Here is a 22177-nt window from a genome sequence, read left to right on the forward strand (position 1 = left end):
AACCAAGAAAAGCGACAGGGAGTGCTCGATGAAGGCCGCCGTCCTCTATGAAGTCAACAAGCCGCTGGTCATCGAGGATGTCAGCCTGCCGAAGCCGGGCCCGCGCGAGGTTCTGATCCGCACGACGGTTGCCGGTCTCTGCCACTCCGATCTGCATTTCATGGAAGGCCTCTATCCGCATCCGCTGCCCGCGGTGCTCGGGCACGAATCCGCCGGCGTCGTCGAGCAGGTCGGCTCCGACGTGACCTATGTGAAGCCGGGCGATCACGTCGTCACGTGCCTGTCGGTGTTCTGCGGCACCTGCGACAATTGCACCACGGGTCGCACTGTGCTCTGCACCGACACCACCGTAAAACTGCTGCCGGGGGTCTCCAACCGGATGCAATGGTCGAAGCCCGAGAAGCTGCACCAGTTTCTCAACCTCTCGTCCTTCGCCGAGCAGATGCTGGTGCACGAGAACGCCATCGTCAAAATCCGCAAGGAAATGCCGCTCGATCTCGCCGCGCTGATCGGCTGCGGCGTCATCACCGGATACGGCGCTGTCGTGAACACCGCGAAGGTGACGGCCGGCGAGACCGTCGCTGTGATCGGCTGCGGCGGCGTCGGCATGGCCGCGATCAACGGCGCGCAGATCGCAGGCGCCGGCCGCATCATCGCCATCGACACCAATCCGGCAAAACTCCAGCTCGCGACCAAGCTGGGCGCCACCGACATCATCAATCCCGCCGATGGAGACGTTGTGAAGCAGGTGCGCGACCTCACCAATGGCGGCGTGCATCATTCGTTCGAGGTGCTCGGCCGCAAGGAGACCGCCGAGCAGGCGTTCGGCATGCTCGCCTCCGGCGGCACCGCCACCATCGTCGGCATGATCCCGCTCGGCCAGAAGATCGAGCTCCACGGCTTCGACTTCCTGCGCGAGCGCCGCATTCAGGGCTCGTCGATGGGCTCCAACCATTTCCGTGTCGACATGCCGAGGCTGGTCGATTTCTACCTGCGCGGACGGCTGCACCTGGAAGACTGGATCTCGGCCAAGCTGAAGCTCAGTGAGATCAACGAGGGCTTTGCCAGCATGAAGGCAGGCAAGACGCTGCGCAGCGTGATCGTGTTCGATAGCTGATTGCTTTTATCTCTCCCCGCATTGCGGGGAGAGATAAGAGAACTAATCATCAAACATCTTCGGCGGCACGAACCCGCCGAATTCGCGTTCGATCAATTCGGCGAGCTTGAGAGGCGTGCGGTCCTCCAGCCACGGGCCGACGATCTGCACACCGATGGGCAGTCCATCCGGCGCAAAGCCGGTGGGGATCGCGGTCGAGGGCAGGCCGGGCAGCGTGGCGATGCCGGGCCAGGCGAGCTGGTCGGTGTAGACGTGCGCCTTGCCGTCGATCGTGATGCGGCGCTGTTCCTGGTCCGGCGAATGGTCGTGCGGATAGGCCGCAATCGGCATGATCGGGCAAATCACCGCGTCGAACGTCTTGAACAGCTCGCGCCATTGCGCACGCAGCCGCGTGCGTCCACCGTTCGCCATCTGCCAGTCGCGGTGGCTGAGCGCGATGCCGCGCAGCCGCTCGGCGCCGAGGCTGGTGTCGCCTTCCGGCAGTGCCTCGGCCGCCTTCTTCGCGCCGGCATACACATCGGGCGGAAAGCCGGCCCCGAGGAACGACAGCAGCATGCGCATATAGAGCCGCGACGATGCGGCGAAATCAGGCAGCAGCGGGCTGCTGCGCTCGATCTTCACGCCAACCCTGGCGAGGTTGTCGGCTAGCCGGTTGATGGTGCCGCGCACCGCGGTATCGGTCGGCATCACCGGATGGGTGTCGATCACCAGCACGCGAAAATCCTTGAAGGCGGCGTGGCGCGCCGCCGGCAGCTCGAGCCGATAAGCCAGACCTGCGTCGATCGGATCGGGCCCGGCCATCACGTCGAGCACCAGCGACAGGTCGGCGGCGCTGCGCGCCATTGGACCGATCACCGAGAGGTCGCGCTCGAACGGCAAGGGCGGCAACGGCGGTGGCGTGTGGCCGCGCATCGCAGCGAGGTTGAAGGTCGGCTTGTGCGCGTAGACGCCGCAATGGAAAGCCGGCACGCGCAACGAGCCGCCGATGTCCGAGCCGATCGACAGTGGTCCATAGCCCGCCGCGAGCGCGGCCGAGGAGCCGCCGGAGGACCCACCCGGCGTCCGGCCGAGATCGTAGGGGTTGTTGGTGGTGCCGTAGATGTCGTTGTAGCTCTGCCAGTCACCGAGCCCGAGCGGCACATTGGTCTTGCCGACAACGACGGTGCCGGCGTCCTTCACCCGCGTCACTGGCAGCGCGTCTTCCCTGGCAATGAAATCCTTCTGCGCGGGAATGCCCCAGGTCGTCGGCAGGCCCGCGATGTTGTAGGATTCCTTCACCGTCATGGGCAGGCCGAGCAGCGGCCTTGTTTCGCCGCGCGCCAGCGCCGCGTCCGCCGCGCGTGCGGCGTCAAGCGCACGATCGAAATCCCGCACGCAGATCGCGTTGATCTTGCCGTCGTGCCGTTCGATGCGGTCGATCGCATCCTGCGTGAGCTCGACCGACGAGACCTTCTTCGCGGTCAACGCGGCCGACAGCTCGACCGCGCTCTTGAAACTCCATTCCGACTTGGCCACGACATGCTCCTGCGCTTCACTGACGGGATGATGCGCAGTTTTTCTTGAGGCCGCAACCGCCGTTTGACGGCGGTTATCCTGTTACAAGAACTACCTGGGAAGCATCCGCTGCATGACACCATCGCGATAGACGAAAATGTGCGCGAGCGCGGCGGCGACATGAATTCCGATCACGACGAGGAGTGCCCATTCCGAAGCCTGATGCAGGCCGTCGATGGTACGTCCCGCGGCGATGTTGTCTGACGCCAGCATCGGCAGCGGCATGAGGTAGAAGAACGAGACGGACCATCCGCGGTAGGATGCAAACAGCCAGCCTGAAATCGTCGTCGCGAGCACCAGTGCATAGAGCAGCCAGTGCACCGCCTCCGAGCTCATGCGCTTCCACGCCGGTAGCGAACTCTCCGGCGCAACGGGATGAGTCAGCCGCCAGACCAGACGCAGTGCGGTCAGCCCCAGAATTGTCAGCCCGATCGAGAGGTGAAACGTCATCGCGGCACCCGGTGTCATGCCGCGGTGCAGGTCCGGCATCAACCAGCCGATCGGATACTGCACGGCAAGCAGTGCCACGATGAGCCAATGGAAGATCCTGGCCGGTGTCTCGTAGTGCAGTTGGCCCGTCATGATGGTGCCCGATCTGGCGATGAGTTCGCCCTAGGGTTGGAAGCTCCGCGCAAAGGCGTGTGCGATGGGATTGACGGGGCGGCCGCTCATGCGCGCATTGGCTGCCCGAGCGCGGCGATGCCGGCATTGTAGACCTGGATTTCGTCGGTGGCGCGTGCGGCTTCGCCGGCGGCCGGCAGGATCAACATGCCGGCCAGACCCGCGAAGGTGTTTGAACGATGCCGCTCATGGCCGTCGGCTAAGCCGCTCCAATCAGTATGCCCACCGCCAGCACGATGGCGCCGCCGAGCACGATCTGGAACACCGCCTGAAGGAACGGTGTGTCCATGTACCGCGCGCGGATGTAGGCGATCGCCCACAATTCGAAGAACACCACGACACCGGCAATCGCGGTCGCGATCCAGAACGCGTTCGCCCAATGGTCCGGCACCAGATAGGGCATGGTGTGGCCAAGCCCGCCGAGCGTCGTCATCGCTCCGCAGGTGAGACCGCGCAGCCATGGCGAGCCGCGGCCGGTGAGCGAGCCGTCATCGGACAGCGCTTCTGCAAAGCCCATGCTGATGCCGGCGCCGATCGAGGCGGCGAGGCCGACCAGGAACGTCTGCCAGTTCTGATGCGTGGCGAAGGCCGCCGCGAACAGCGGCGCCAGCGTCGACACCGATCCGTCCATCAGGCCGGCGAGGCCCGGCTGCACATATTGCAGCACGAACATGCGACGGCTGGTGCGGTCTTCCTCGGCGCGCACGTCGGTATTCAGGATCTGGCCGGTCAGTTTGGCAGCGAACTCTTCGTGGCCTTTCTCGGCCTCGGCGAGATCGCCGAGCAGGCGGCGCACCCCGACATCCTGCGCCCGTTCGGCCGCCTTCACGTAGAAGTTCTCGGCCTGCATTTCCATGGTCTCGACTTCCTTGCGGATGGTGTCGAGTGACAGGTTCTTGGTCAGCCAGACCGGGCGACGGCGCAGGAAGCCCTTGACGTCCTCGCGGCGGATCGGCGGCAAATTCGGCCCGAAGCGCTGCTCGTACAATTCCAGCAGCATATGGCGATGGCCGCGCTCCTCCTCGGCCATCTGTTCGAACAGCTTGGCTGAATCCGGGTAACGCTCCTTCAGGTCCTCCGCGAAGGTCATGTAGATGCGGCTGTCCTCCTCCTCGGAGGAAATCGCGACGGCAAGCACCTCGCGCTCCGTCAAATCGGCAAAATTCTTCATCGGGTCCTTCAGTTTAGAATTATTCTAATCTATAGGTGGTCGATCTTCCCGGGTCAAACGCCTCCGTCAATTTTTCAACCTGTCCCGCAGCGGAACCCGATCCCGTTCACAGCCGTTCCAGAACTGGGAAATCTCGGCATGGGGGCTTCATGAGCAAGGTCAAATACCGCCTGAACGATCCGCGGCTGGCGCCGCGGCGGACCAGGCTCGAAATTCCGGGCTGGGCAGGCAAGCGTGAGCCGCGGGCCGACGGCTCCCGCGAACAGGTCTGGCATTGCGTGCCGTTCTCCGAAGGCGCGCAATACGGCATCGAGCTGTTCTATCCCTACGACTTCGAGCTCCACGTCAGCACCAGAGACGGCCGTCTGATGTTCGAAGCCGATTGGGGCGAGCCACCGGACAGCGGCGTGCAGTGGCCGCCATTCCGGAATTTCGGAGATGTCTTCTACACCTACCAGATACTGCTCGATCTGAAGGTCGAGAAAGGCATGGCGATCCGGACCGAACCGCATCCGCGGTTCTATACTGACCGGACCGATACGGTGCCGATCGCGGTGCCGGCGCTGGTGCGCAATTGGTGGCCCATGCTGTTCTTCACCGTCTTCAAGGCCCCCGCCGAGGGGCGCACCCACATCTTCCGGCCGAATGAACCGTTCGCGCAAATCATCGTGATCCCGGAGGAAGCGAATTTCGAACTCGAGCCAATGGATGCGGAGGAGGCCTCCGAGCGCGAACTTCAGGCGCGGCGAATCTATAACAGCCGCCCGACACTGTCGGCAGGCACCGAATGGACCTCGTCGACCGATACGGTGTTCGACGGAACCTATCGGCATCTGCATCGCGCGGCCAAGGACAAGTCCCGGGGGGAATAGACCTGCCGTTTCCAGAACCCGGCAAGAACCCGGCAAGAACCCGGAACGAAAACAGGGCCCGTGGGCCCTGTTTTGCTGTGCTGAGGCCGGCTCAATAGTCGCGGCGATAGAAGCTGTGGTGGTGGTGATGGTGATGATGGTGGTGATGGCGGAACCGATAGCGCGGCACCACGACCACCCGCGGTGCGTAGCGGCGGTAGAAGCTGTGATGATGATGGTGGTGATGATGGTGATGGTAGAACTGCGCGACTTGCACGTTCTCGCCAGACGAAGCCGGCGCGGCTTCGTCGATCGCCTGTAGCGTCGTCGCCGCATCCGGGATTGGCTGCAACAGTTCGGCGAACGAATTTGCTTTCAGGACGTCCGTCGGGGCATGGGCGGCCTGCGCGGAGCCGACAGCGCCAAGCGCTGCCATGGCGCCCAACAGTCCGGCGATTTTCTTTTCCATAGGTGTTCTCCATATCTCCGGACGCAACGCCGGCCTGCCGCAACGCCAGTCATTGCCAAATGTTCCCGGTAGCGGAGAATGTGCGCTTCGATCCGACGGGCGCGAAGCGGCTACGCTTTTGCGCGCGCCAGGAAGTCGAGCAGCAATCGGCTGACCTCGGCCGGCTGCTCCTGCTGCACCCAATGACCGGCACCATCGATCAAATGGCAGCCGAGCATCCTGGTGCACGCGCTCGTCTGCATCGCCTCCAGCACGCCGGGGCGCTGATAGATGCCCCAATCCTGCTTGCCCGAGATGAAGCAGGAGGGCACGTCGATGCTGCGGCCGGAGAACAGTTGCAGCTCGCTGTTGAACGCACCCGATGTGCCGCAGCGATACCATTGCAGGCCGCCCTGGAATCCGGTGCGGCCGTATTCGGCGCTGTAATAGGCCAGGTCGCTGTCCGGCAGCCATCGATTGGCGGCGATCGCCGCCGGCGACGGCATCTCCTTGCCGACCGTCTCGGCCATGGTCTCGCCGGCGTCCATCACGTAGTAGGTCGGCAGTTTTGCGAGCTCACTCGCCGACCACGACTTCAGCGGGGTGGGCTTGTTGTCGATCCAGTCCGCGCTCTTGTGATGATAATAGGCGCGCAGGAAATCATGCACGCCCTGCGGCGCGTGCTGCATGTCGGCGTTCGCCGCGCGCGTTGAATAGTACCATTGATAGTGGATGCGAGGGCGCGGCAGCGCGGCGAGCTCGCGATGCACGGGATCGTCGGCCGGCGCCTGCGCGGGTGCTTCGACAATGTTGAACGGAAGCGGCGGCGGCCCGCCGAACGGCGCGCTCATCATCGTCACCGAACGGAACACGTCGGGCCGGATCAGCGCGCACCAGGCCGCGACCGGGCTGCCGAAATCATGTCCGGCGAGGTCGACCTGCTTGTAGCCGAACGCCGACACAAGCCCGAGCGCATCGCGCACCAGATTGAACAGACGGAACGGCGCGAGGTCGCCGTCGTAATCCGCATTCCAGCCGGTGGTACGTCCATAGCCGCGCTGGTCGGGCGCGATCACGTGATAACCGGCGGCCGCAAGCGCCGGCATCACCTTGCGCCAGGAGAAGGCGAGCTCCGGAAAACCGTGCAGCAGCAGGATGCACGGCCGCCCCTTGGTTTCGAAGCCGGCTTCGAGCACATGCATGCGCAAGCCGTTGATGCCGTCGACATAACGCGAGCGGATTCCGGCGGGCAGGGGGATGTCGGGGAGATCGGTCATCGTTTCCTCCGTGAGGGCGCCTCTTATCCTCCCCTGGAGGGGAGGGTCGATCGCGCGCAGCGCGAGCGGGGTGGGGTGATCTCTCAACACGGGCAGTGTTCGATGCGGAAAGACCTTCACCCCACCTCGGTTCGCATTCCGCTCCGCTGCATGCGAACCGATCCTCCTCCTCCAGGGGAGGATGGGAGTTCGCGGGACGAGCAGCGCTGGATCACACCGCCGCGCAGACGAACCCGCTGCCCTTGCGCTTGATCTTCCCCACCGACGGCGAGGGGAAATGCGCGGTGCAGCACAGCGTGTCGGTGTCGCAATAACGCTCCAGGAAGCTGCGGCGCGTCGTTGCCGCCGCGGTCGGATCGACGTCGAACTTCACCGACATCTCCGGATAGAGCGCCTGGATCGGCGAGTGCATGAGGTCGCCGCTGAAAACAGCGTCGTCCTTGCCGCGACCGAAGGTGAAGGCGACATGGCCGGGCGTGTGGCCCGGCGTCGGCAGGATGCGGACGTGATCGCCGATCTGATGGTCGTTGCCGACCACCTCGTGGCGCCTGGCCTCGACCACCGGCAGCACGCTGTCGACGAAGGGCGCGACTTCCGCCTTCGCATTCTGTTCGGTCCAGTAGTCGAATTCCTGCTTGCCGAATACGTAGCGCGCCTTGGGGAAGGTCGGCACCCAGCGGCCGTTCTCCATGCGGGTATTCCAGCCGACGTGATCGACATGGAGATGCGTGCACATCACGAAATCGATGTCGTCAGGCGAGAAGCCCGCGCTCGAAAGTCCGCGCAAATAGGCGTCATCGGTCTTCATGTTCCATTTCGGCCGCTGCGGCCGCGGCTTGTCGTTACCGATGCAGCTGTCGACCAGAATGGTGTGATGCGGCGTCTTGATCACATAGGACTGGAAACACAGGATGAGCGTGTCCTGCGCATCCAGTGCCTTCGACTCCTGCATCCATTCGCGGTTCTCGGCCAGCACCTCCGGCGTCAGACCCGGCAGCATCTCCAGCGCCGGCAGGAAGGTCGTCTCCTGCTCGATGATGCGATGGATGGTGAGATCGCCGATCGAGAACTTCAAACTCATGAGAACTCCCGCTATTCGATTATGCGGCCGGCGGCACCGAGATCTTCACGGAGGGCCGCTCCAGCATCTTCTGGTGGAAGGCGTCGAGCTTCGGATAGGCCTTGCGCCAGCCGCAATCGGCGAAGCGGAAGTCGGCATAGCCGAGCACGCAGACGAGGCCGATCTGCGAGATGTCGAACGGGCCGTTGAGGACGTCGGGCATGTTCTCGAAGCGCGCCATGCCGGTCCAGGCCCGGTTCCAGTGGTCGTCCGACCATGCCTGCCATTGCAGGCCCTGCGGCCGGACCATCTTCTCGTAGCGGCACAGCAGCATGGAATCGAGCATGCCGTTGATGAGGGAGTGATTGGTCTTGGCCTTCCAGCGGCGCGGACCGTAGTCCGGGATCAGGCTGCCGCCGGCCATCTCGTTGAGATATTCGACGATGACATAGGAATCCAGGATGACGTCGCCGTCGTTGGTGATCAGCACCGGCAGCTTCTTCAGCGGCGTGATGCGCGAATAATCCTCGTTGGCCGTGCCCGGCGCTACTGTTGCCGGCGTGAATTCGATCTTGTCGATCAGCCCGAGCTCAATCGCGGCGATGCGCACCTTGCGGGCGAAGGGCGAGGCGGCGGAGAAGGAGAGTTTCATGGCGGCAGTCCCTGCGATCGATCTACGAACGGTATCTCCACCGTCATGGCCGGGCTTGACCCGGCCATCCACGCGCTTCCGCGTGGCTAGACTGTGAGACGTGGATGCCCGGGACAAGCCCGGGCATGACGACAGTGGGTGTGTTGGAGCGCGCCAAAGCTTACGCCGCGACGATCTCCTGGCGCTGCTCGCCGAGGCCCTCGATGCCGAGCGTGACGACGTCGCCGACATTGAGGAAGGTCGGCGGCTTCATGCCGAGGCCGACGCCGGGCGGGGTGCCGGTGGTGACGATGTCGCCGGGCAGCAGCGTCATGAACTGCGAGACGTAGGAGATGCACTTGGCCATGGAGAAGATCATGGTCTGGGTCGAGCCGGTCTGGCGGCGCTGGCCGTTGACGTCGAGCCACATCGACAGGTTCTGCACGTCCTTGATCTCGTCCTTGGTGGCGAGCCACGGTCCGACCGGGCCGAACGTGTCATGCGACTTGCCCTTGGTCCACTGGCCCAGGCGCTCGGTCTGGAAGTTGCGCTCGGAGACGTCGTTGCAGACGCAGTAGCCGGCGACGTAGTTCAGCGCATCGGCCTCCGAGACGTATTTGGCGCGGGTGCCGATGATCGCGGCGATCTCGACCTCCCAGTCGAGCTTGGTCGATCCGCGCGGCTTCTCGACCGCGTCGTTCGGGCCGGACAGCGACGTGTTGGCCTTCAGGAAGATGATCGGCTCGGTCGGGATCGCAGCGCCGGTTTCCTTGGCGTGGTCGCTGTAGTTGAGGCCGATGGCGACGAATTTCGAGATGCCGGTCACGGGCGCCCCGAACCGCGGCTTGCCGGAGACGGCGGGCAGTGAGGCGGGATCAAGGGCTGCCAGCTTCTTCAGCGACTCCGGAGAATAGGCCTCGCCGGTGAGATCCTTCAGATGCGCCGACAGGTCGCGCAACTGGCCGGATTTGTCGATCAGGCCGGGCTTTTCCGCACCCTTTTCGCCGTAACGAACAAGCTTCATTCTCGTTTCTCCCTGGAGATGGACCGATCGGTTAAATAGCTTCATGGAACAGGGCGGCGGGAAATTCAACCGCTCAAAACGGGGCGCATTGCAGCCCTTACTTTGTAGGGTGGGCCGAAGCGACGTGCCCCACCAATGCTCTTGGCCGACTGAGGTTGGTGGGCACGCTTCGCTTTGCCCACCCTACGATTGCAGCGCCACCAACCTGAACGCATCCCCATCCCGTTTGATATGCCCCGCCGAGAAATGCCCGCCGATGACCAATGTCGGCGTATCCGCAAACCGACCGAACAGCTCACGGCGCGTCCTGGCCGATTGCGTCTGGTCGGAATCCGCCGTCGAGGACCAGCCGAGATGCTTCATCTGGCAGGGATGATGGGCGACGTCGCCGGTCAGCAATCCCTGCTCGCCGTCCGACTGGATCAGGATGCTCATATGGCCGGGGCTATGCCCCGGGGTCGGGATCATGCTGATGTCATCGGACAGCCGATGGTCGCTGGGGATCAAATCGGCCCGGCCGGCATCCACGATCGGTTTCACGGAATCTGCAAACACCGCCTGCTTGTCCGGCTCGGTCGAATGGTCGCGCCAATGCTCGTATTCGGTCCTGCCGAAGACATAGCGCGCCTTCGGAAAGGTCGGCACCCATTTGCCGCCGACGAGCTTCGTATTCCAGCCGACATGGTCGACGTGAAGATGGGTGCACAGCACGGTGTCGATGCTGTCGGGGGCAAAGCCCGCCGCAATCATGGTCTCCAGGAACGGAGTGGTGCGGTTATTCCAGGTCGGGACGCTGCGGCCCTGCTTGTCGTTGCCAAGGCCGGTGTCGACCACGACGCGCTGGTTCGGCGTCTCCACCACCAGCGAATGGATCGACATCTTCAGCCGGCCTTCTTCCGTCGCAAAGTGCGGAATCAGCCAGGGCAGCTTCTGGACTTCCTCGTTGCTCGCCAGCGGCAGGATGAAGCGGGTCGAGCCGACGGTCTCCAGCTCCACAATCTTGGTGATTTTGACCTTGCCGACCTTCCACTGCATGCGGTGTGTCCCCATGTTCTCATCTTGATGCCGAAAGATGCGCACTTTCCGTTGCGCAGCGCAATGGATCATCTGTCGTGATCCTGCGTTATCGAGGGAACCCATCGAGATCCAAAGGGGGAGCAGATGCCAGAGCTTTCGATTTCCACCGAGAAGGTAACCTTCATCATCGAAAAGGCGCGCGAATTCGACGTCAAGGAAGCCGCCTCCGATCCGGATTCGGGCTCCAATCCCGCGGACGATGGCGAGACGGACGTGCTGGAGGACACCGCGTCCGATCCGGTCGCCGGCGAGCTTTCGGGCTTCATCCTGGCGATGAACGAGGACGAGCAACTCGACCTCGTGACGCTGATGTGGCTCGGTCGCGGCGACGGCACGGTGGAGGAGTGGGATGATTTGCGCGCCCGCGCCATCGAGGCGCGCGCCGAATACAAGAAGCCCAGGCATGAGGCGGTGCAGTACCTGCTGGGCGAGCCGATGCTGGGCGATCTCCTGGCCGACGGCATGGACGAGCTCGGCATCGACTGGACCGACGAGCGGACCACGCCGGTCGTGTAGGGCTTGAGATTTGCATGAGTTCGTCATGCCCGGGCTTGTCCCCGGCATCCACGTTCTTTTTACCGCAACGAAGGGCGTGGATGGCTGGGACAAGCCCGGCCATGACGCTGTGGAAGCTCACCGTGCGCAGTCGACGATCACGGTGCCGAGCTTGTCGCCTTTCTCGACGGCCAGGTGCGCCTGTGCCGTGTCCGACAGCGCGAATTGCGCCGCGACATTGTGAAGCCGCGGCCCCGCCGCCAGCCAATTCGAGATGTCGGCCTGCGCTGCGGCAAGCAGCGCCGACGGCAGCGCGAACAGCACCAGCGCGCGGAGCGTAATGCACTTCTCCATCAGCTCGCGCATCGGCACCGTTGGCGTGCGGTTGCCGTTGGTGGCGTAGACCGCGATGGTGGAATTCATCGCCATCAGCTTCAACGTGGTCGCAATGTTGCCGCCGAAATCCACATCGACGACGTGGTCGACGCCGCGTCCGCCGGTGAAGGCCATCGCCTTGGCGACGACGTCTTCATCCCTGTAGTTGACGACGAGATCGGCGCCCGCGCGCCGCGCCTGCTCGCCCTTCATCGCCGAGCTGACGGTCGCGATCACCTGCGCGCCGCCCCATTTGGCAAGCTGCACGGCGTAGTGCCCGACCGCGCCGGCACCGCCGGTGACGAGCACGGTCTTGCCGACGATCGGGCCGTCCGCAAACAGCGAGCACCACGCCGTCATGGCGGGAATGCCGAGCGTCGCGCCTTCCGCAAAGGAGAGATGGTCCGGCAGCGGCGTCACCAGTTGCTCGGCGAGCGCAATATATTCGGCCGCCGTGCCGAAGGCGCGGCCGTTGCGCTGGCCGTTGAACAGCCAGACGCGGTCGCCGACCTTGAAGCGCGTCACGCCGTTGCCGACCTGCTTGACGAAACCCGCGCCGTCGCTGTTCGGGATCACGCGTGGGTAGTCCATCGCGCGGTAGCTGCCGCCGCGCCGGCCGACATCGGCCGGGTTGACGCCGGAGGCTTCCAGGCGAATGCGAACTTCGCCTGGGCCCGCGACCGGCGTCGCCATCTCACCATAGGTGAGAACGTCCGGCGCCGGTCCCGTCTGCTCGTACCAGACCGCCCTCACAGCGTTCCGGGGAAGGCGCCGCCGTCGAGCAAAATGTTCTGACCGGTGATGAAGCCGGCCTTGGCGCCGCACAGGAACGCGCAGGCATAGCCGAACTCGTCGGGCTGGCCGAAGCGGCCGGCCGGGTTGAGCTTGGCGCGCTCGGCCAGGACCTGCTCGGGCGTCGTGCCCCGCTTGTCGGCCTCGCCCTTGGCAGTGCTCGTCAGACGATCGGTCTCGAACGGGCCCGGCAGCAGGCCGTTGATGGTGACGTTGTTGATAACGGTCTTGCGTGACAGGCCGGCAATGAAGCCGGTGAGGCCGGCGCGCGCGCCGTTGGAGAGGCCGAGGATGTCGATCGGCGCCTTCACCGCGGCCGAAGTGATGTTGACGATGCGGCCGAACTTGCGCGCCATCATGCCGTCCACGGTCGACTTGATCAGCTCGATCGGCGTGAGCATGTTGGCGTCGATCGCCTTGATCCAGTCGTCACGGGTCCAGTTGCGGAAATCGCCGGGCGGCGGGCCGCCGGCATTGTTGATGAGAATGTCCGGCTCGGGGCAGGCCTTCAGTACGGCCTCGCGCCCCGCGGGCGTCGTGATGTCGCCGACGATCTCGGTGACCTTCACGCCCGGATAGAGCTTCCGGATCTCGTCGGCCGTCTTCTTCAAAGCTTCGGCGCCGCGCGCGGTCAGCGTGACGTCAACGCCGGCTTCGGCCAGCGAGAAGGCGCAGGCGCGGCCGAGGCCCTTGCTGGATGCGCAGACGATGGCGCGGCGACCTTTGATCCCAAGATCCACTGTTTCACTCCCGTAATGTCAGGCAGGTTTTTAGAGGGCTGCACTCTAGCCAATCGTGGCGCCGCTGATAAGGGAGGGGTTCGCACCAAAATGCATGCGCGCCCGCGCGGCGATGCAAATGTGCCTGATCAGATGCGCTGTTCCTGCTTGAGGCGGTCGATAGCGGCGGCGGCTTCCGGCGGCAGTGTCTTGAAGCCCATCTGTCCCATGGCCGAGAACAGCGGCCGCAGCCGCGAGCCGACGAGAAATGGCGGCTGGCGGTTGGCCGGCACGATCTGGTCAAACACCAGGACCAGCGTGGTGGCGACGAGGCCGACCCTGATGGCACCGAGCGCGGCGCCTCCGAGCTGGTCGCCGATGCCGGCCTCGCGGACCGTGTCATCCAGCACGAAGCGGCCGATATACCCCAGCAACATGCCGACGACCAAAAAGATGCCGAAGAACCAGATCCAGTTCTGGAGCTGCGGTGAATTCGGATCGCCGGCGATCTGCGGCACGATCATCGGCATCAGCGAAACCGCAATGGGGGCGGCAAGCAGATAGGCGAGGATGGTCATGGCGCTGCGGAGCAGGCCGGTCCGGAAGCCGAAGCCGACAGCGATGACGAGCGCCGCATAGACCGCGAGATCGAAGCTGTTCATGAGCGAGAGCCTGCCATGGAACGAATGAACGTCCCAACGATCATTCCGGTTTCAGATCGCTAAAATCGTCTGTATTGATAGCCGCAAAGTTCGTGGGATTGCGCCCAGGGAAGCGTCAGGGAAGCGTCAAGGAAACCGTCATGTCAGACCTATTCGACGTCAGTCAAGAAACCATCCTCGTCACCGGCGCAAGCCAGGGGTTGGGGCGGCAATTTGCCCGGGTTCTAGCGGCCAACGGTGCGGCCGTCGTGCTTGCGGCGCGGCAAACGGACAAGTTGAAGAGTCTGGAACAGGAAATCCGCGGCAAGGGTGGCCGTGCCGCGGCAGTCGCGCTCGACGTCACCGACATTGCTTCGATCGCCAGGGCCGTCGACGCGGCCGAAGCCGCGCTCGGTCCGATCACCGTGCTGATCAACAATGCCGGCATCGCCATCGAGAAGCTCGCGACCGAGCAGACCGAATCCGACTGGGACGCGGTGATCGGCGCCAATCTGAAGGGCGCCTATTTTCTCGCGACCGAGATTGCGCGGCGCATGATCGCGCGCAAGCAGGAGGGCAACATCGTCAATATCGCCTCCGTGCTCGGCACCGGCGTGTTGAAGGCGGTGTCGCCTTACGCGATCTCCAAGGCCGGGATCATCCAGGCGACCAAGGCAATGGCGCTTGAGCTTGCCGGGCAGAACATCCGCATCAACGCGCTTGCGCCCGGCTATATCGACACGGAAATGAATCACGCGTTCTGGTCGACGCCGCCAGGCGAGCGATTGGCAAAGCGCATCCCGCAGCGCCGCGTCGGCGCCGAGTCCGATCTCGACGGCGCCATCCTGCTGCTGGTCTCGAAGGCGTCGCGCTACATGACGGGGAGCGTGGTGACGGTGGACGGCGGGTTCCTGCTGAATTGAGCCCAGCTGTCGTCCCGGGGCGCGCGTAGCGCGAGCCCGGGACCCTAACCACAGGGAGCAATTTGGCGAAGACTCGGAGTGACCATCTCGCGCCATCACGCCTCCCTGTGGTTATGGGTCCCCGCTTTCGCGGGGACGACGGCGGAGAGTGACGCGACAGCGGCCCCTCAACTTGCCCGCGCCTCCGCCCTGATCATGTCCGCCGCCTTCTCCCCAATCATGATGGTCGGCGCGTTGGTGTTGCCGCCGATCAACGTCGGCATGATCGAGGCGTCGACGACGCGCAGGCCTTCGACGCCGTGCACCTTCAGCTTCGGGTCGACCACGGCCAAGGTATCGGTGCCCATCTTGCAGGTGCCGACGGGGTGATAGACGGTGTCGACGCGGTTGCGCAGCACGGCGCGGATGTCGTCGTCGGTGCGGACATCGGACGTGAACATGTCCTTCTTCTGCAACGCGCGCATCGCAGGCGTCTCCATCAGCCGCCGCGTGGTCTTGAAGCCCCCGACCATCGTTTCCAGATCGGCTTCCTCGCCCAGAAAATTCGGATCGATCATCGGTGCAGCGAGCGGATCGGCGCTTTTCAGCCATACGCTGCCGCGGCTCTTCGGCCTGAGCAGGCAGACATGGCATGAGAAGCCTGCTTCCTTGTGCTTCTTGCGGCCATGGTCGTCGAGCATGGCGATGATGAAGTGCAGCTGGATATCGGGCACGTCGAGATCGGGGCTGGTCTTCAGGAAGCCGCCGCACTCGGCGAAATTGGTGGTCATCAGGCCGCGCCGCTTGCTGCGATACTGCTGGATGGCGCGCAGCAGGGACGGCAATCGGCCGAGCGACGAGTGAACGAAGTGCGGATAGTCCGAGGCGTAGACGAACACGAAGTCCGGATGGTCCTGCAGATTGCGCCCGACGCCCGGCAAATGATGCACGACGCCGATGCCGTGCGCGCGAAGCGCCTCGCCATCGCCGACGCCCGACAGCATCAGCAATTGTGGTGACTGGAACGCGCCGGAGGCGAGGATCACCTCGCGGCGTGCGCGCAGCTGCTTGGTCTGCTTGCCCTGCAGATATTCGATGCCGACCGCGCGCCCCCCTTGGAACAGGATTTTCGTCGCATGCGCCCCCGTCTCGACCCGCAGATTCGCGCGCTTGTCCATGTGGGGCTGCAGATAGGCGCGCGCCGCGCTCCAGCGCTCGCCATTGTGCTGGGTCACCTGGTAGCTGCCGAGCCCTTCGTGGTCCTCGGCGTTGAAGTCGTCGCGGATGCGGAACTGCGCCTCGCGCGCGGCCTGATGGAAGACGTCATGGATCGGATTGTCCGAACGCAGTCTGTTGACGTGCAGCGGGCCGCCCTTGCCATGATACTCGCCGTCGAAATCGGCGTTGTTCTCGGAAGCCTTGAAATAGGGCAGCACGTCGGCGTACGACCAGCCCGCATTGCCGAGCGAGGCCCAGTGGTCGTAGTCCCATTTGTTGCCGCGGATGTAGACCATGGCGTTGATCGCCGAGGAGCCGCCGAGGCCCTTGCCACGTGGTTGATAGCCGATGCGGCCATTCAATCCTTTTTGCGGCACGGTATCGAAGGCCCAGTTGGCCGCGCTGTAGGGCAAAGCGAGCCCGAATGGCGTGGTGATCCGCCAATTGTCGTTCCGTCCGCCGGCATCGAGCAGCGCCACCGATGTCGCCGCATCCTCCGACAGCCGCCCCGCCACTGCGCAGCCGCCCGAGCCCGCGCCCACGACGACGAAATCGAATGTATCAGTCACTGATGTTTCCCCCTGAGAGTCTTTTTGTTTGGTCGTCATTCCGGGGCGCGCGTAGCGCGAGCCCGGAATCCATCTCACCATCATTGATGCGGACAAATGGATTCCGGGCTCGCGACTTCGTCGCGCCCCGGAATGACGAGCAATTACGACATGAACCGCATCAGCTTCTCCAGCCGCGCGATCTTGCCGCCATAGGGCGGATAGAGGTCGGCGAGGCGGTTGAACTTCGAGCGATAGAACACCGGCTTCAGCTTGCTGAAGGTGCGAAAACCCCATTCGCCGTGATAGGCGCCGGTGCCGGATGCGCCGACGCCGCCCATCGGCTGGTTGGCCTGCGCGAAGTGGAACAGGCAGTCGTTGACGGTGACCCCGCCGGAAATGGTGCGCGCCAGCACCTCGTCGCGCGCAATGCGGTCCTTGCCGAACCAGTACAACGCCAGCGGCCGGTCGCGGGCGTTGACGAAGGCGATTGCGTCGGCCGGCGAGCGCGTGCCGAGCATCGGCAGCACGGGGCCGAAGATTTCCTCCTGCATCACCGCCATGTCTGCGGTCGCACCGACGATCAGCGTCGGCGGAAATTTGCGATGGGATTTCCAGTTGGGATCGTCGGCCTTCGCCGGCTGCAGGATCTTTGCCCCGCGCTGAGCCGCATCGGCGACGAGGCCTTCCAGGCGCGCATAATGCCGGTCGGAAATGATCGAGGTGTAGTCCTTGTTGGCGGGATCGGTGCCGAACATGCGCCGCATCTGCGCACGCACCTTCTCGGTGAAGGCCTGCAGCGAACGCTCCGGCACCAGCACGTAATCGGGCGCGATGCAGGTCTGCCCGGCATTCAGCAGCTTGCCATAGGCGATGCGCTCGGCCGCCTCGTCGAGATCGGCGGAGGCATCGATGATCGCCGGTGACTTGCCGCCGAGCTCGAGCGTCACAGGCGTCAGATTACGCCCCGCGGCTTCCGCGACCAGCCGCCCGACCCGCGTCGAGCCGGTGAAGACGAGATGATCGAACGGCAGCGAGGCAAAGGCCTTTGCAATCTCGTCCTCGATGCCGGTGACGAGCAGCTCGGTCGCGTCGAACCTGGCGGCGACGGTCTCCTTCAGCAGGCCGGCGAAGTGCGGCGCGAGCTCGCTCGGCTTGATGATGACGCGATTGCCGGCGGCGAGCGCGCCGATCGCGGGCGCCAGCGTCAGCTGCAGCGGATAATTCCAGGGCGCGATGATGCCGACCACGCCGAGCGGCTGCGGCATCAGCCGGTTGCGCGCGGGCAGGAATTGCAGCGTGGTGGCGATGCGCTGCGGCGCCATCCAGCTCTTCAACTGCTTGGTCGCATGCCGGATCTCGGAGTACACCATCATCGTCTCGGCAATGGTGGTTTCGACCGCGGAGCGGTGGCCGAAATCGGCCGAGATCGCCTGCCGGAAACGCTCTTCGTTGTCGGCGACCACGGCGCGCAGCCGCGCCAGCCGGTCGAGCCGCTCGGCGAGGTCAGGCGGCGGCTCCGTCCGCGACCGCAAGACCATGGCCTGGAAGCAATCCTTCAGAGCTCCCAGTGGAACGCTCGTCGGGGATCCATCCAAGGCGTTTGACAAGGCGCTGCTCCCTGACATGACGTTTCCCTTCGCTTTTGTTGCCGCAAGCTGGCCCTTTGTGGAACTTCTGGCAAGAGCGGGCCAAACCGGCCGGAATTCGGCCCACCGGCCTGTCATAAAGTCGAAAAAAACGTCCGCGCAGCCCTTTCCAAAGCCAGTGCGGGTTGGTACATACCCCCCGCACCCAATGGGCTTTGCCCGGGGTTGCCTTCCAAGGAAGCCTTTGGGACGGGACAAGCAAGCCACGCGAACCGCGTCGGCCCTTCATCCACCGTCCCCGGCATTTTCGCGAAGGCGCGCAATGGTTTAACGCGGGGTGGAGCAGCCCGGTAGCTCGTCAGGCTCATAACCTGAAGGTCATAGGTTCAAATCCTATCCCCGCAACCAAGTTCGGACTTCACCGGTCCCGATGCGAAAATGGCCCGCGTTGCGCGGGCCATTTTTTTGGATCATCGCTTCGGCGAAATCATTAGCGCTGCCTGGCGCGTCCCGTAACTTCGCTCGTGCGCGAGCAGCGTCACTCCGGAAAACTCAAAATCATCTTCAACAGTTTCGGAAACCGCGCGTTGATGTCGTCCTCGCGCACGACGTTGCGGTGCTGGACGCCTTGCTTCGATGTCCGGATCAGGCCGGCCTCGCGCAGGATGCGGAAATGGTTCGACAGGGTCGATTTCGCCATGTCGGGGCAGGGCGCCGCCTCGGTGCATGACATGCAGGCGTTTTCCGCGACCAGGCTTTTGACGATGCGCCGCCGCATCGGATCCGCGAGGGCTGCGAGCACCCCGGCCAGCGTGATCTCGTCCCGCGATGGGTGAACGAACTGCACCATGCCTAAAAGATAACACCTCCCTTGAACTCCTTCAATAGTTCACTAGTATTGAACTATTGAATATCGGCGTCCTGCCGAACAACGGAGACATGCGATGACCAAGAGACTTGAAGGAAAAGTAGCGCTCGTGACCGGCGCGTCCAAAGGCATCGGTGCCGAAATCGCCGTCCGGCTCGCGGCCGAGGGCGCGGCGGTCGGCGTCAATTACAGCGCCAGCAAAGAGGCCGCCGACCGCGTGGTCGCGTCCATCGTCGCCAAGGGTGGCAAGGCCGTCGCGGTCCACGGCAACCTCGCCGACCCCAAGGACGTGAAAAGCGTCGTCGCGGAGACCGTGAAGGCGTTGGGCGCGATCGACATCCTGGTCAACAACGCCGGCGTCTACGAATTCGCGCCGCTCGAGGCCATCACGCCCGAGCATTTCCACCGGCATTTCGACCTCAACGTGCTCGGCCTGCTGCTGGTTTCAGGTGAAGCGTCGAAGCACTTCAACCCCAATGGCGGAAGCATCATCAACATCAGCTCCGGCGTCTCGACCCTCGCGCCGGCGAACACCGCCGTCTACACCGCAACGAAGGCCTCGGTGGACGCCATCTCCGCCGTGCTGGCGAAGGAGCTGGCGCCGCGCAAGATCCGCGTCAACGCCGTCAATCCGGGCATGATCGCCACCGAAGGCGTCGTCTCGGCCGGCCTGCACGAAGGCGACATGCGCAGCTGGATCGAATCCACCACCCCGCTCGGCCGCATCGGCAAGGTGGAGGAGATCGCCGCCGCGGTGGCCTTCTTCGCGTCTGATGACGCGTCCTACGTCACCGGCGAGACGCTCCATGTCACCGGCGGCCTGCGCTGACGGCCTGCGTGATTGGACTTTACCGGTCCCGATGGGAAAATGGCCCCCGCATCACGCGGGCCATTTTGCTTTGACCGGGCGCAGTAGAGAGAAGGTCTGGCGCAGATCGTTACTTTTGCTGAATGCGACTGAGGTAATCGACGACAGCCAGGATGCGTTTTCGCACGACGACTTCCGGGTTCTGCTCCGGCCCCGCCATCTTCCAATAGGAGGGATCGACATAATGGGGCAAGTTGACGATGGGATTGAATCGGTCGCCCCAAATCGGCATTTCACGAATGCCATGCGCGGGAGGTAGTTTCGATCCGTCGATGGCTTTGTAGACAGCGTCCGCGGGAAAGACGCCGTTGTTGTTCCTGGCCAGCATGGTCAAGTCAGGAGGCGCTATCCTGAGTTGGTCGCTGACCGGTCCTTTGCCCCTTGCGTCGGCACCGTGACAACTCGCGCACGAAGATTGAAACTCTCCTTTGCCGATGTCGAGGTCTTCAGCCTGGGCGACAACGGCGAACCCGGCGGTCAGGCCGGAAATCATCATCAACCATTTCACGCCGCATTTGACCATCTCACGCTCCGACGCCGGCTGGAAAGAGCCCAATGATAGCGGCTTGGCTCTCCGGCAGATTGACTCACGTCAAGACCGCGTACCTACGCGGCCAGCGCGGCCGGGCCATCCGGCCCGGCAATCCCCGCCATTCGTGAGTAAATCTCATAAGTATATGCCGGTTTCGGCGTCTAATCGCATGAACCGCCGTGGCGTATGGTCCAGCGCAACAATGGAGGTCCATCATGCGCATCACACGCAGCGGGGCGCAGGCTTCGGCGAGAGGCCCTGCCGAATATTTCACCGGGACCGTGCGGATCGACGCGCCGTTCGCCGGTGATGATCCCGCGCGCATCGGCGGCGCGACCGTCACGTTCGAACCGGGCGCCCGCACGGCCTGGCACACCCACCCGCTCGGTCAGACGCTGATCGTGACGTCGGGGCTCGGCTGGGTGCAGCGCGAGGGCGGGCCGATCGAGGAGATCAGGCCGGGAGACATCGTGTGGTTCGCGCCGGCGGAAAAGCACTGGCACGGCGCCACACCCGCGACCGCGATGACGCATATCGCCATCGCCGAAAAGCTGAACGGCAGTCCGGTCGACTGGCTGGAGAAGGTGACCGACGCGCAATATGCGGCCGGCGCTCCGGCAAGCCGGTCATAGCGACGTCAACCAGGAGAGACCGCATCATGCTCGCTACAGTCTTGCACGGCCCCCGCGACATTCGTTGCGAACAGGTGGCGGAGCCGAAAATCCTCAGGCCCACGGACGCCGTCATCCGCCTGGCCGCCACTTGCATCTGCGGCTCCGATCTGTGGCCGTACCGCGGCTTGAACGAAACGGCCGGGCCCCAGGCCATGGGCCACGAATATTGCGGCATCGTCGAGCAAGTCGGTGGTGCGGTCAAAACCGTGCGCCCGGGGCAGTTCGTCGTCGGCTCGTTCTGCCTGTCCGACAACACGTGTCCACATTGCCGGTTCGGTTTCCAATCGTCCTGCGAGCAGCGCGAGTTCATGACGGGCGCGCAGGCGCCGGTGGCGCGAGTCCCCCTGGCCGACGGCACCCTGGTTGCGACGGCCGAGCTGCCGCCGGCCGATCTGATCCCCAGCCTGCTGGCGACGTCGGACGTGCTCGGCACCGGCTGGTATGCGGCCGACGCGGCGCGCGTGCAGCCGGGATCGACGGTCGTCGTCGTGGGCGACGGCGCCGTGGGCTTGATGGGCGTGCTCGCCGCCAGTCAGATGGGTGCAGCCCGCATCATCGCGATGAGCCGCCACAAGAAGCGCCAGGAGCTCGCGCTCGAATACGGCGCGACCGACATCGTGTCGGAACGCGGCGAGGAGGGCATCGCAAGGATCAGGCAGCTGACCCAGAACGTCGGCGCCGATTCGGTCCTGGAATGCGTCGGCACCAAGGAATCGATGGACCAGGCGCTCGCATGCGCGCGGCCGGGTTCGATGATCGGTTATGTCGGCGTCCCGCATGGCGTGACCTTCGACGGTCAGCAACTGTTCTTCTCGCAGCGCGGCCTGATGGGTGGACCGGCTCCGGTGCGCAGGTTCCTGCCGCACCTGATGGATTTGGTGCTCCAGCGCAAGATCAATCCCGGCAAGGTGTTCGACCTCGAGCTGCCGCTTGCCGATGTCGCCGAAGGCTACCGCGCGATGGACGAGCGGCGCGCCGTCAAGGTGCTGCTGCGCCTGTGATGGAAGCACGGCGGAAAGTGCGTTGGGGCAGGCGAGGTGCCTGCTTGAAACGCGATCCGCCCCGGCATCATCATGACCTCGCTTGCCAAGGATGAGCTCGCAGGACCCTGGGGCGGCTACCGGC

At 64.3% G+C, this 22177-nt stretch carries 23 protein-coding genes and 1 tRNA gene; 8 read left to right on the forward strand and 16 right to left on the reverse strand.

Translation table 11 applies throughout. The features are described 5' to 3' along the window. Positions 1-28 precede the first annotated feature (28 nt). Positions 29-1117: a Zn-dependent alcohol dehydrogenase gene (locus tag WHZ77_RS03655; RefSeq protein ID WP_375312436.1), complete on the forward strand. Its 1089-nt coding sequence runs from the start codon at positions 29-31 to the stop codon at positions 1115-1117. 42 nt (positions 1118-1159) lie between these two features. On the opposite strand, the gene WHZ77_RS03660 is transcribed toward WHZ77_RS03655, so the two are convergent. The 3 genes from WHZ77_RS03660 to mbfA all read right to left on the reverse strand — a co-directional run bounded on the left by WHZ77_RS03660 (position 1160) and on the right by mbfA (position 4463). Next, complete coding sequence (locus WHZ77_RS03660) at positions 1160-2632, reverse strand: amidase (RefSeq protein ID WP_375312437.1); 1473 nt, start codon at positions 2630-2632, stop codon at positions 1160-1162. A 90-nt stretch (positions 2633-2722) separates the two neighbouring features. Then, positions 2723-3253 carry a cytochrome b gene (locus tag WHZ77_RS03665; protein WP_375312438.1) on the reverse strand — a complete coding sequence of 177 codons (531 nt, stop codon included), beginning with the start codon at positions 3251-3253 and terminating at the stop codon, positions 2723-2725. A 238-nt stretch (positions 3254-3491) separates the two neighbouring features. Beyond that, positions 3492-4463 carry an iron exporter MbfA gene (gene mbfA / locus WHZ77_RS03670; RefSeq protein WP_375312439.1) on the reverse strand — a complete coding sequence of 324 codons (972 nt, stop codon included), beginning with the start codon at positions 4461-4463 and terminating at the stop codon, positions 3492-3494. Between the two features lie 149 nt (positions 4464-4612). On the opposite strand from mbfA, the gene WHZ77_RS03675 reads away from it, so the two are divergent. Beyond that, positions 4613-5335, forward strand: coding sequence for a hypothetical protein (locus tag WHZ77_RS03675; RefSeq protein ID WP_375312440.1), 723 nt, complete (start codon positions 4613-4615; stop codon positions 5333-5335). Positions 5336-5426: 91 nt separating this feature from the next. Here the strand turns inward: WHZ77_RS03675 and WHZ77_RS03680 are convergent, their stop codons facing one another. The 6 genes from WHZ77_RS03680 to WHZ77_RS03705 form a co-directional block, all read right to left on the reverse strand. Further along, on the reverse strand, positions 5427-5783 hold the full coding sequence (locus WHZ77_RS03680) for a hypothetical protein (protein ID WP_375312441.1): 357 nt from the start codon (positions 5781-5783) through the stop codon (positions 5427-5429). A 110-nt stretch (positions 5784-5893) separates the two neighbouring features. After that, entirely contained in the window at positions 5894-7039 is a 1146-nt protein-coding gene (locus WHZ77_RS03685; RefSeq protein WP_375312442.1) for an alpha/beta hydrolase, read from the reverse strand. A gap of 211 nt (positions 7040-7250) precedes the next feature. Continuing rightward, positions 7251-8120: an MBL fold metallo-hydrolase gene (locus WHZ77_RS03690; RefSeq protein WP_375312443.1), complete on the reverse strand. Its 870-nt coding sequence runs from the start codon at positions 8118-8120 to the stop codon at positions 7251-7253. Between the two features lie 19 nt (positions 8121-8139). Continuing rightward, a complete protein-coding gene (locus tag WHZ77_RS03695) occupies positions 8140-8751 on the reverse strand; it encodes a glutathione S-transferase family protein (RefSeq protein ID WP_354226636.1) in 612 nt (203 codons plus the stop codon). Positions 8752-8911: 160 nt separating this feature from the next. Next, a complete protein-coding gene (locus WHZ77_RS03700; protein ID WP_375312444.1) occupies positions 8912-9754 on the reverse strand; it encodes a fumarylacetoacetate hydrolase family protein in 843 nt (280 codons plus the stop codon). 183 nt (positions 9755-9937) lie between these two features. Then, positions 9938-10789 carry an MBL fold metallo-hydrolase gene (locus tag WHZ77_RS03705; RefSeq protein WP_375312445.1) on the reverse strand — a complete coding sequence of 284 codons (852 nt, stop codon included), beginning with the start codon at positions 10787-10789 and terminating at the stop codon, positions 9938-9940. Positions 10790-10915: 126 nt separating this feature from the next. Between WHZ77_RS03705 and WHZ77_RS03710 the strand changes: the two genes are divergently transcribed. Continuing rightward, a complete protein-coding gene (locus tag WHZ77_RS03710) occupies positions 10916-11347 on the forward strand; it encodes a DUF3775 domain-containing protein (protein WP_375312446.1) in 432 nt (143 codons plus the stop codon). A gap of 117 nt (positions 11348-11464) precedes the next feature. Here the strand turns inward: WHZ77_RS03710 and WHZ77_RS03715 are convergent, their stop codons facing one another. The 3 genes from WHZ77_RS03715 to WHZ77_RS03725 form a co-directional block, all read right to left on the reverse strand. Further along, complete coding sequence (locus WHZ77_RS03715; protein ID WP_375312447.1) at positions 11465-12454, reverse strand: NADPH:quinone reductase; 990 nt, start codon at positions 12452-12454, stop codon at positions 11465-11467. After that, positions 12451-13233: an SDR family oxidoreductase gene (locus tag WHZ77_RS03720; protein WP_014439524.1), complete on the reverse strand. Its 783-nt coding sequence runs from the start codon at positions 13231-13233 to the stop codon at positions 12451-12453. Before WHZ77_RS03720 ends, WHZ77_RS03715 begins: the two co-directional genes overlap by 4 nt. A gap of 128 nt (positions 13234-13361) precedes the next feature. After that, on the reverse strand, positions 13362-13874 hold the full coding sequence (locus tag WHZ77_RS03725) for a CvpA family protein (protein ID WP_375312448.1): 513 nt from the start codon (positions 13872-13874) through the stop codon (positions 13362-13364). A gap of 140 nt (positions 13875-14014) precedes the next feature. Here WHZ77_RS03725 and WHZ77_RS03730 point away from each other — a divergent pair, with 140 nt between their 5' ends. Further along, positions 14015-14776: an SDR family NAD(P)-dependent oxidoreductase gene (locus tag WHZ77_RS03730; RefSeq protein ID WP_375312449.1), complete on the forward strand. Its 762-nt coding sequence runs from the start codon at positions 14015-14017 to the stop codon at positions 14774-14776. Positions 14777-14943: 167 nt separating this feature from the next. Here WHZ77_RS03730 and WHZ77_RS03735 read toward each other — a convergent pair whose 3' ends face one another. Together WHZ77_RS03735 and WHZ77_RS03740 are read right to left on the reverse strand one after the other, a co-directional pair. Then, positions 14944-16542, reverse strand: a complete 1599-nt coding sequence (locus WHZ77_RS03735) for a GMC family oxidoreductase (protein WP_375312450.1) — start codon at positions 16540-16542, stop codon at positions 14944-14946. Positions 16543-16685: 143 nt separating this feature from the next. Next, entirely contained in the window at positions 16686-18149 is a 1464-nt protein-coding gene (locus tag WHZ77_RS03740; protein WP_375312451.1) for a coniferyl aldehyde dehydrogenase, read from the reverse strand. 292 nt (positions 18150-18441) lie between these two features. Here WHZ77_RS03740 and WHZ77_RS03745 point away from each other — a divergent pair. Further along, positions 18442-18518 (forward strand) — tRNA-Met (locus WHZ77_RS03745). Between the two features lie 130 nt (positions 18519-18648). Here the strand turns inward: WHZ77_RS03745 and WHZ77_RS03750 are convergent. Then, positions 18649-18960, reverse strand: a complete 312-nt coding sequence (locus tag WHZ77_RS03750; RefSeq protein WP_151647033.1) for a helix-turn-helix transcriptional regulator — start codon at positions 18958-18960, stop codon at positions 18649-18651. Between the two features lie 94 nt (positions 18961-19054). Here WHZ77_RS03750 and WHZ77_RS03755 point away from each other — a divergent pair, with 94 nt between their 5' ends. Further along, positions 19055-19807 carry an SDR family NAD(P)-dependent oxidoreductase gene (locus WHZ77_RS03755; protein ID WP_375312452.1) on the forward strand — a complete coding sequence of 251 codons (753 nt, stop codon included), beginning with the start codon at positions 19055-19057 and terminating at the stop codon, positions 19805-19807. 109 nt (positions 19808-19916) lie between these two features. Here WHZ77_RS03755 and WHZ77_RS03760 read toward each other — a convergent pair whose 3' ends face one another. Next, complete coding sequence (locus tag WHZ77_RS03760; RefSeq protein WP_375312453.1) at positions 19917-20369, reverse strand: c-type cytochrome; 453 nt, start codon at positions 20367-20369, stop codon at positions 19917-19919. Between the two features lie 224 nt (positions 20370-20593). Between WHZ77_RS03760 and WHZ77_RS03765 the strand changes: the two genes are divergently transcribed. Further along, positions 20594-21010: a cupin domain-containing protein gene (locus tag WHZ77_RS03765; protein ID WP_375312454.1), complete on the forward strand. Its 417-nt coding sequence runs from the start codon at positions 20594-20596 to the stop codon at positions 21008-21010. Positions 21011-21036: 26 nt separating this feature from the next. Further along, the gene (locus WHZ77_RS03770) at positions 21037-22053 is read left to right on the forward strand and encodes a zinc-dependent alcohol dehydrogenase family protein (RefSeq protein ID WP_375312455.1); all 1017 of its coding nucleotides are present in this window, start codon (positions 21037-21039) and stop codon (positions 22051-22053) included. Positions 22054-22177 lie beyond the last annotated feature (124 nt).

The sequence above is a fragment of the Bradyrhizobium sp. A5 genome, from assembly GCF_042076515.1.
In the GTDB taxonomy this organism is placed as follows: domain Bacteria; phylum Pseudomonadota; class Alphaproteobacteria; order Rhizobiales; family Xanthobacteraceae; genus Bradyrhizobium; species Bradyrhizobium cosmicum.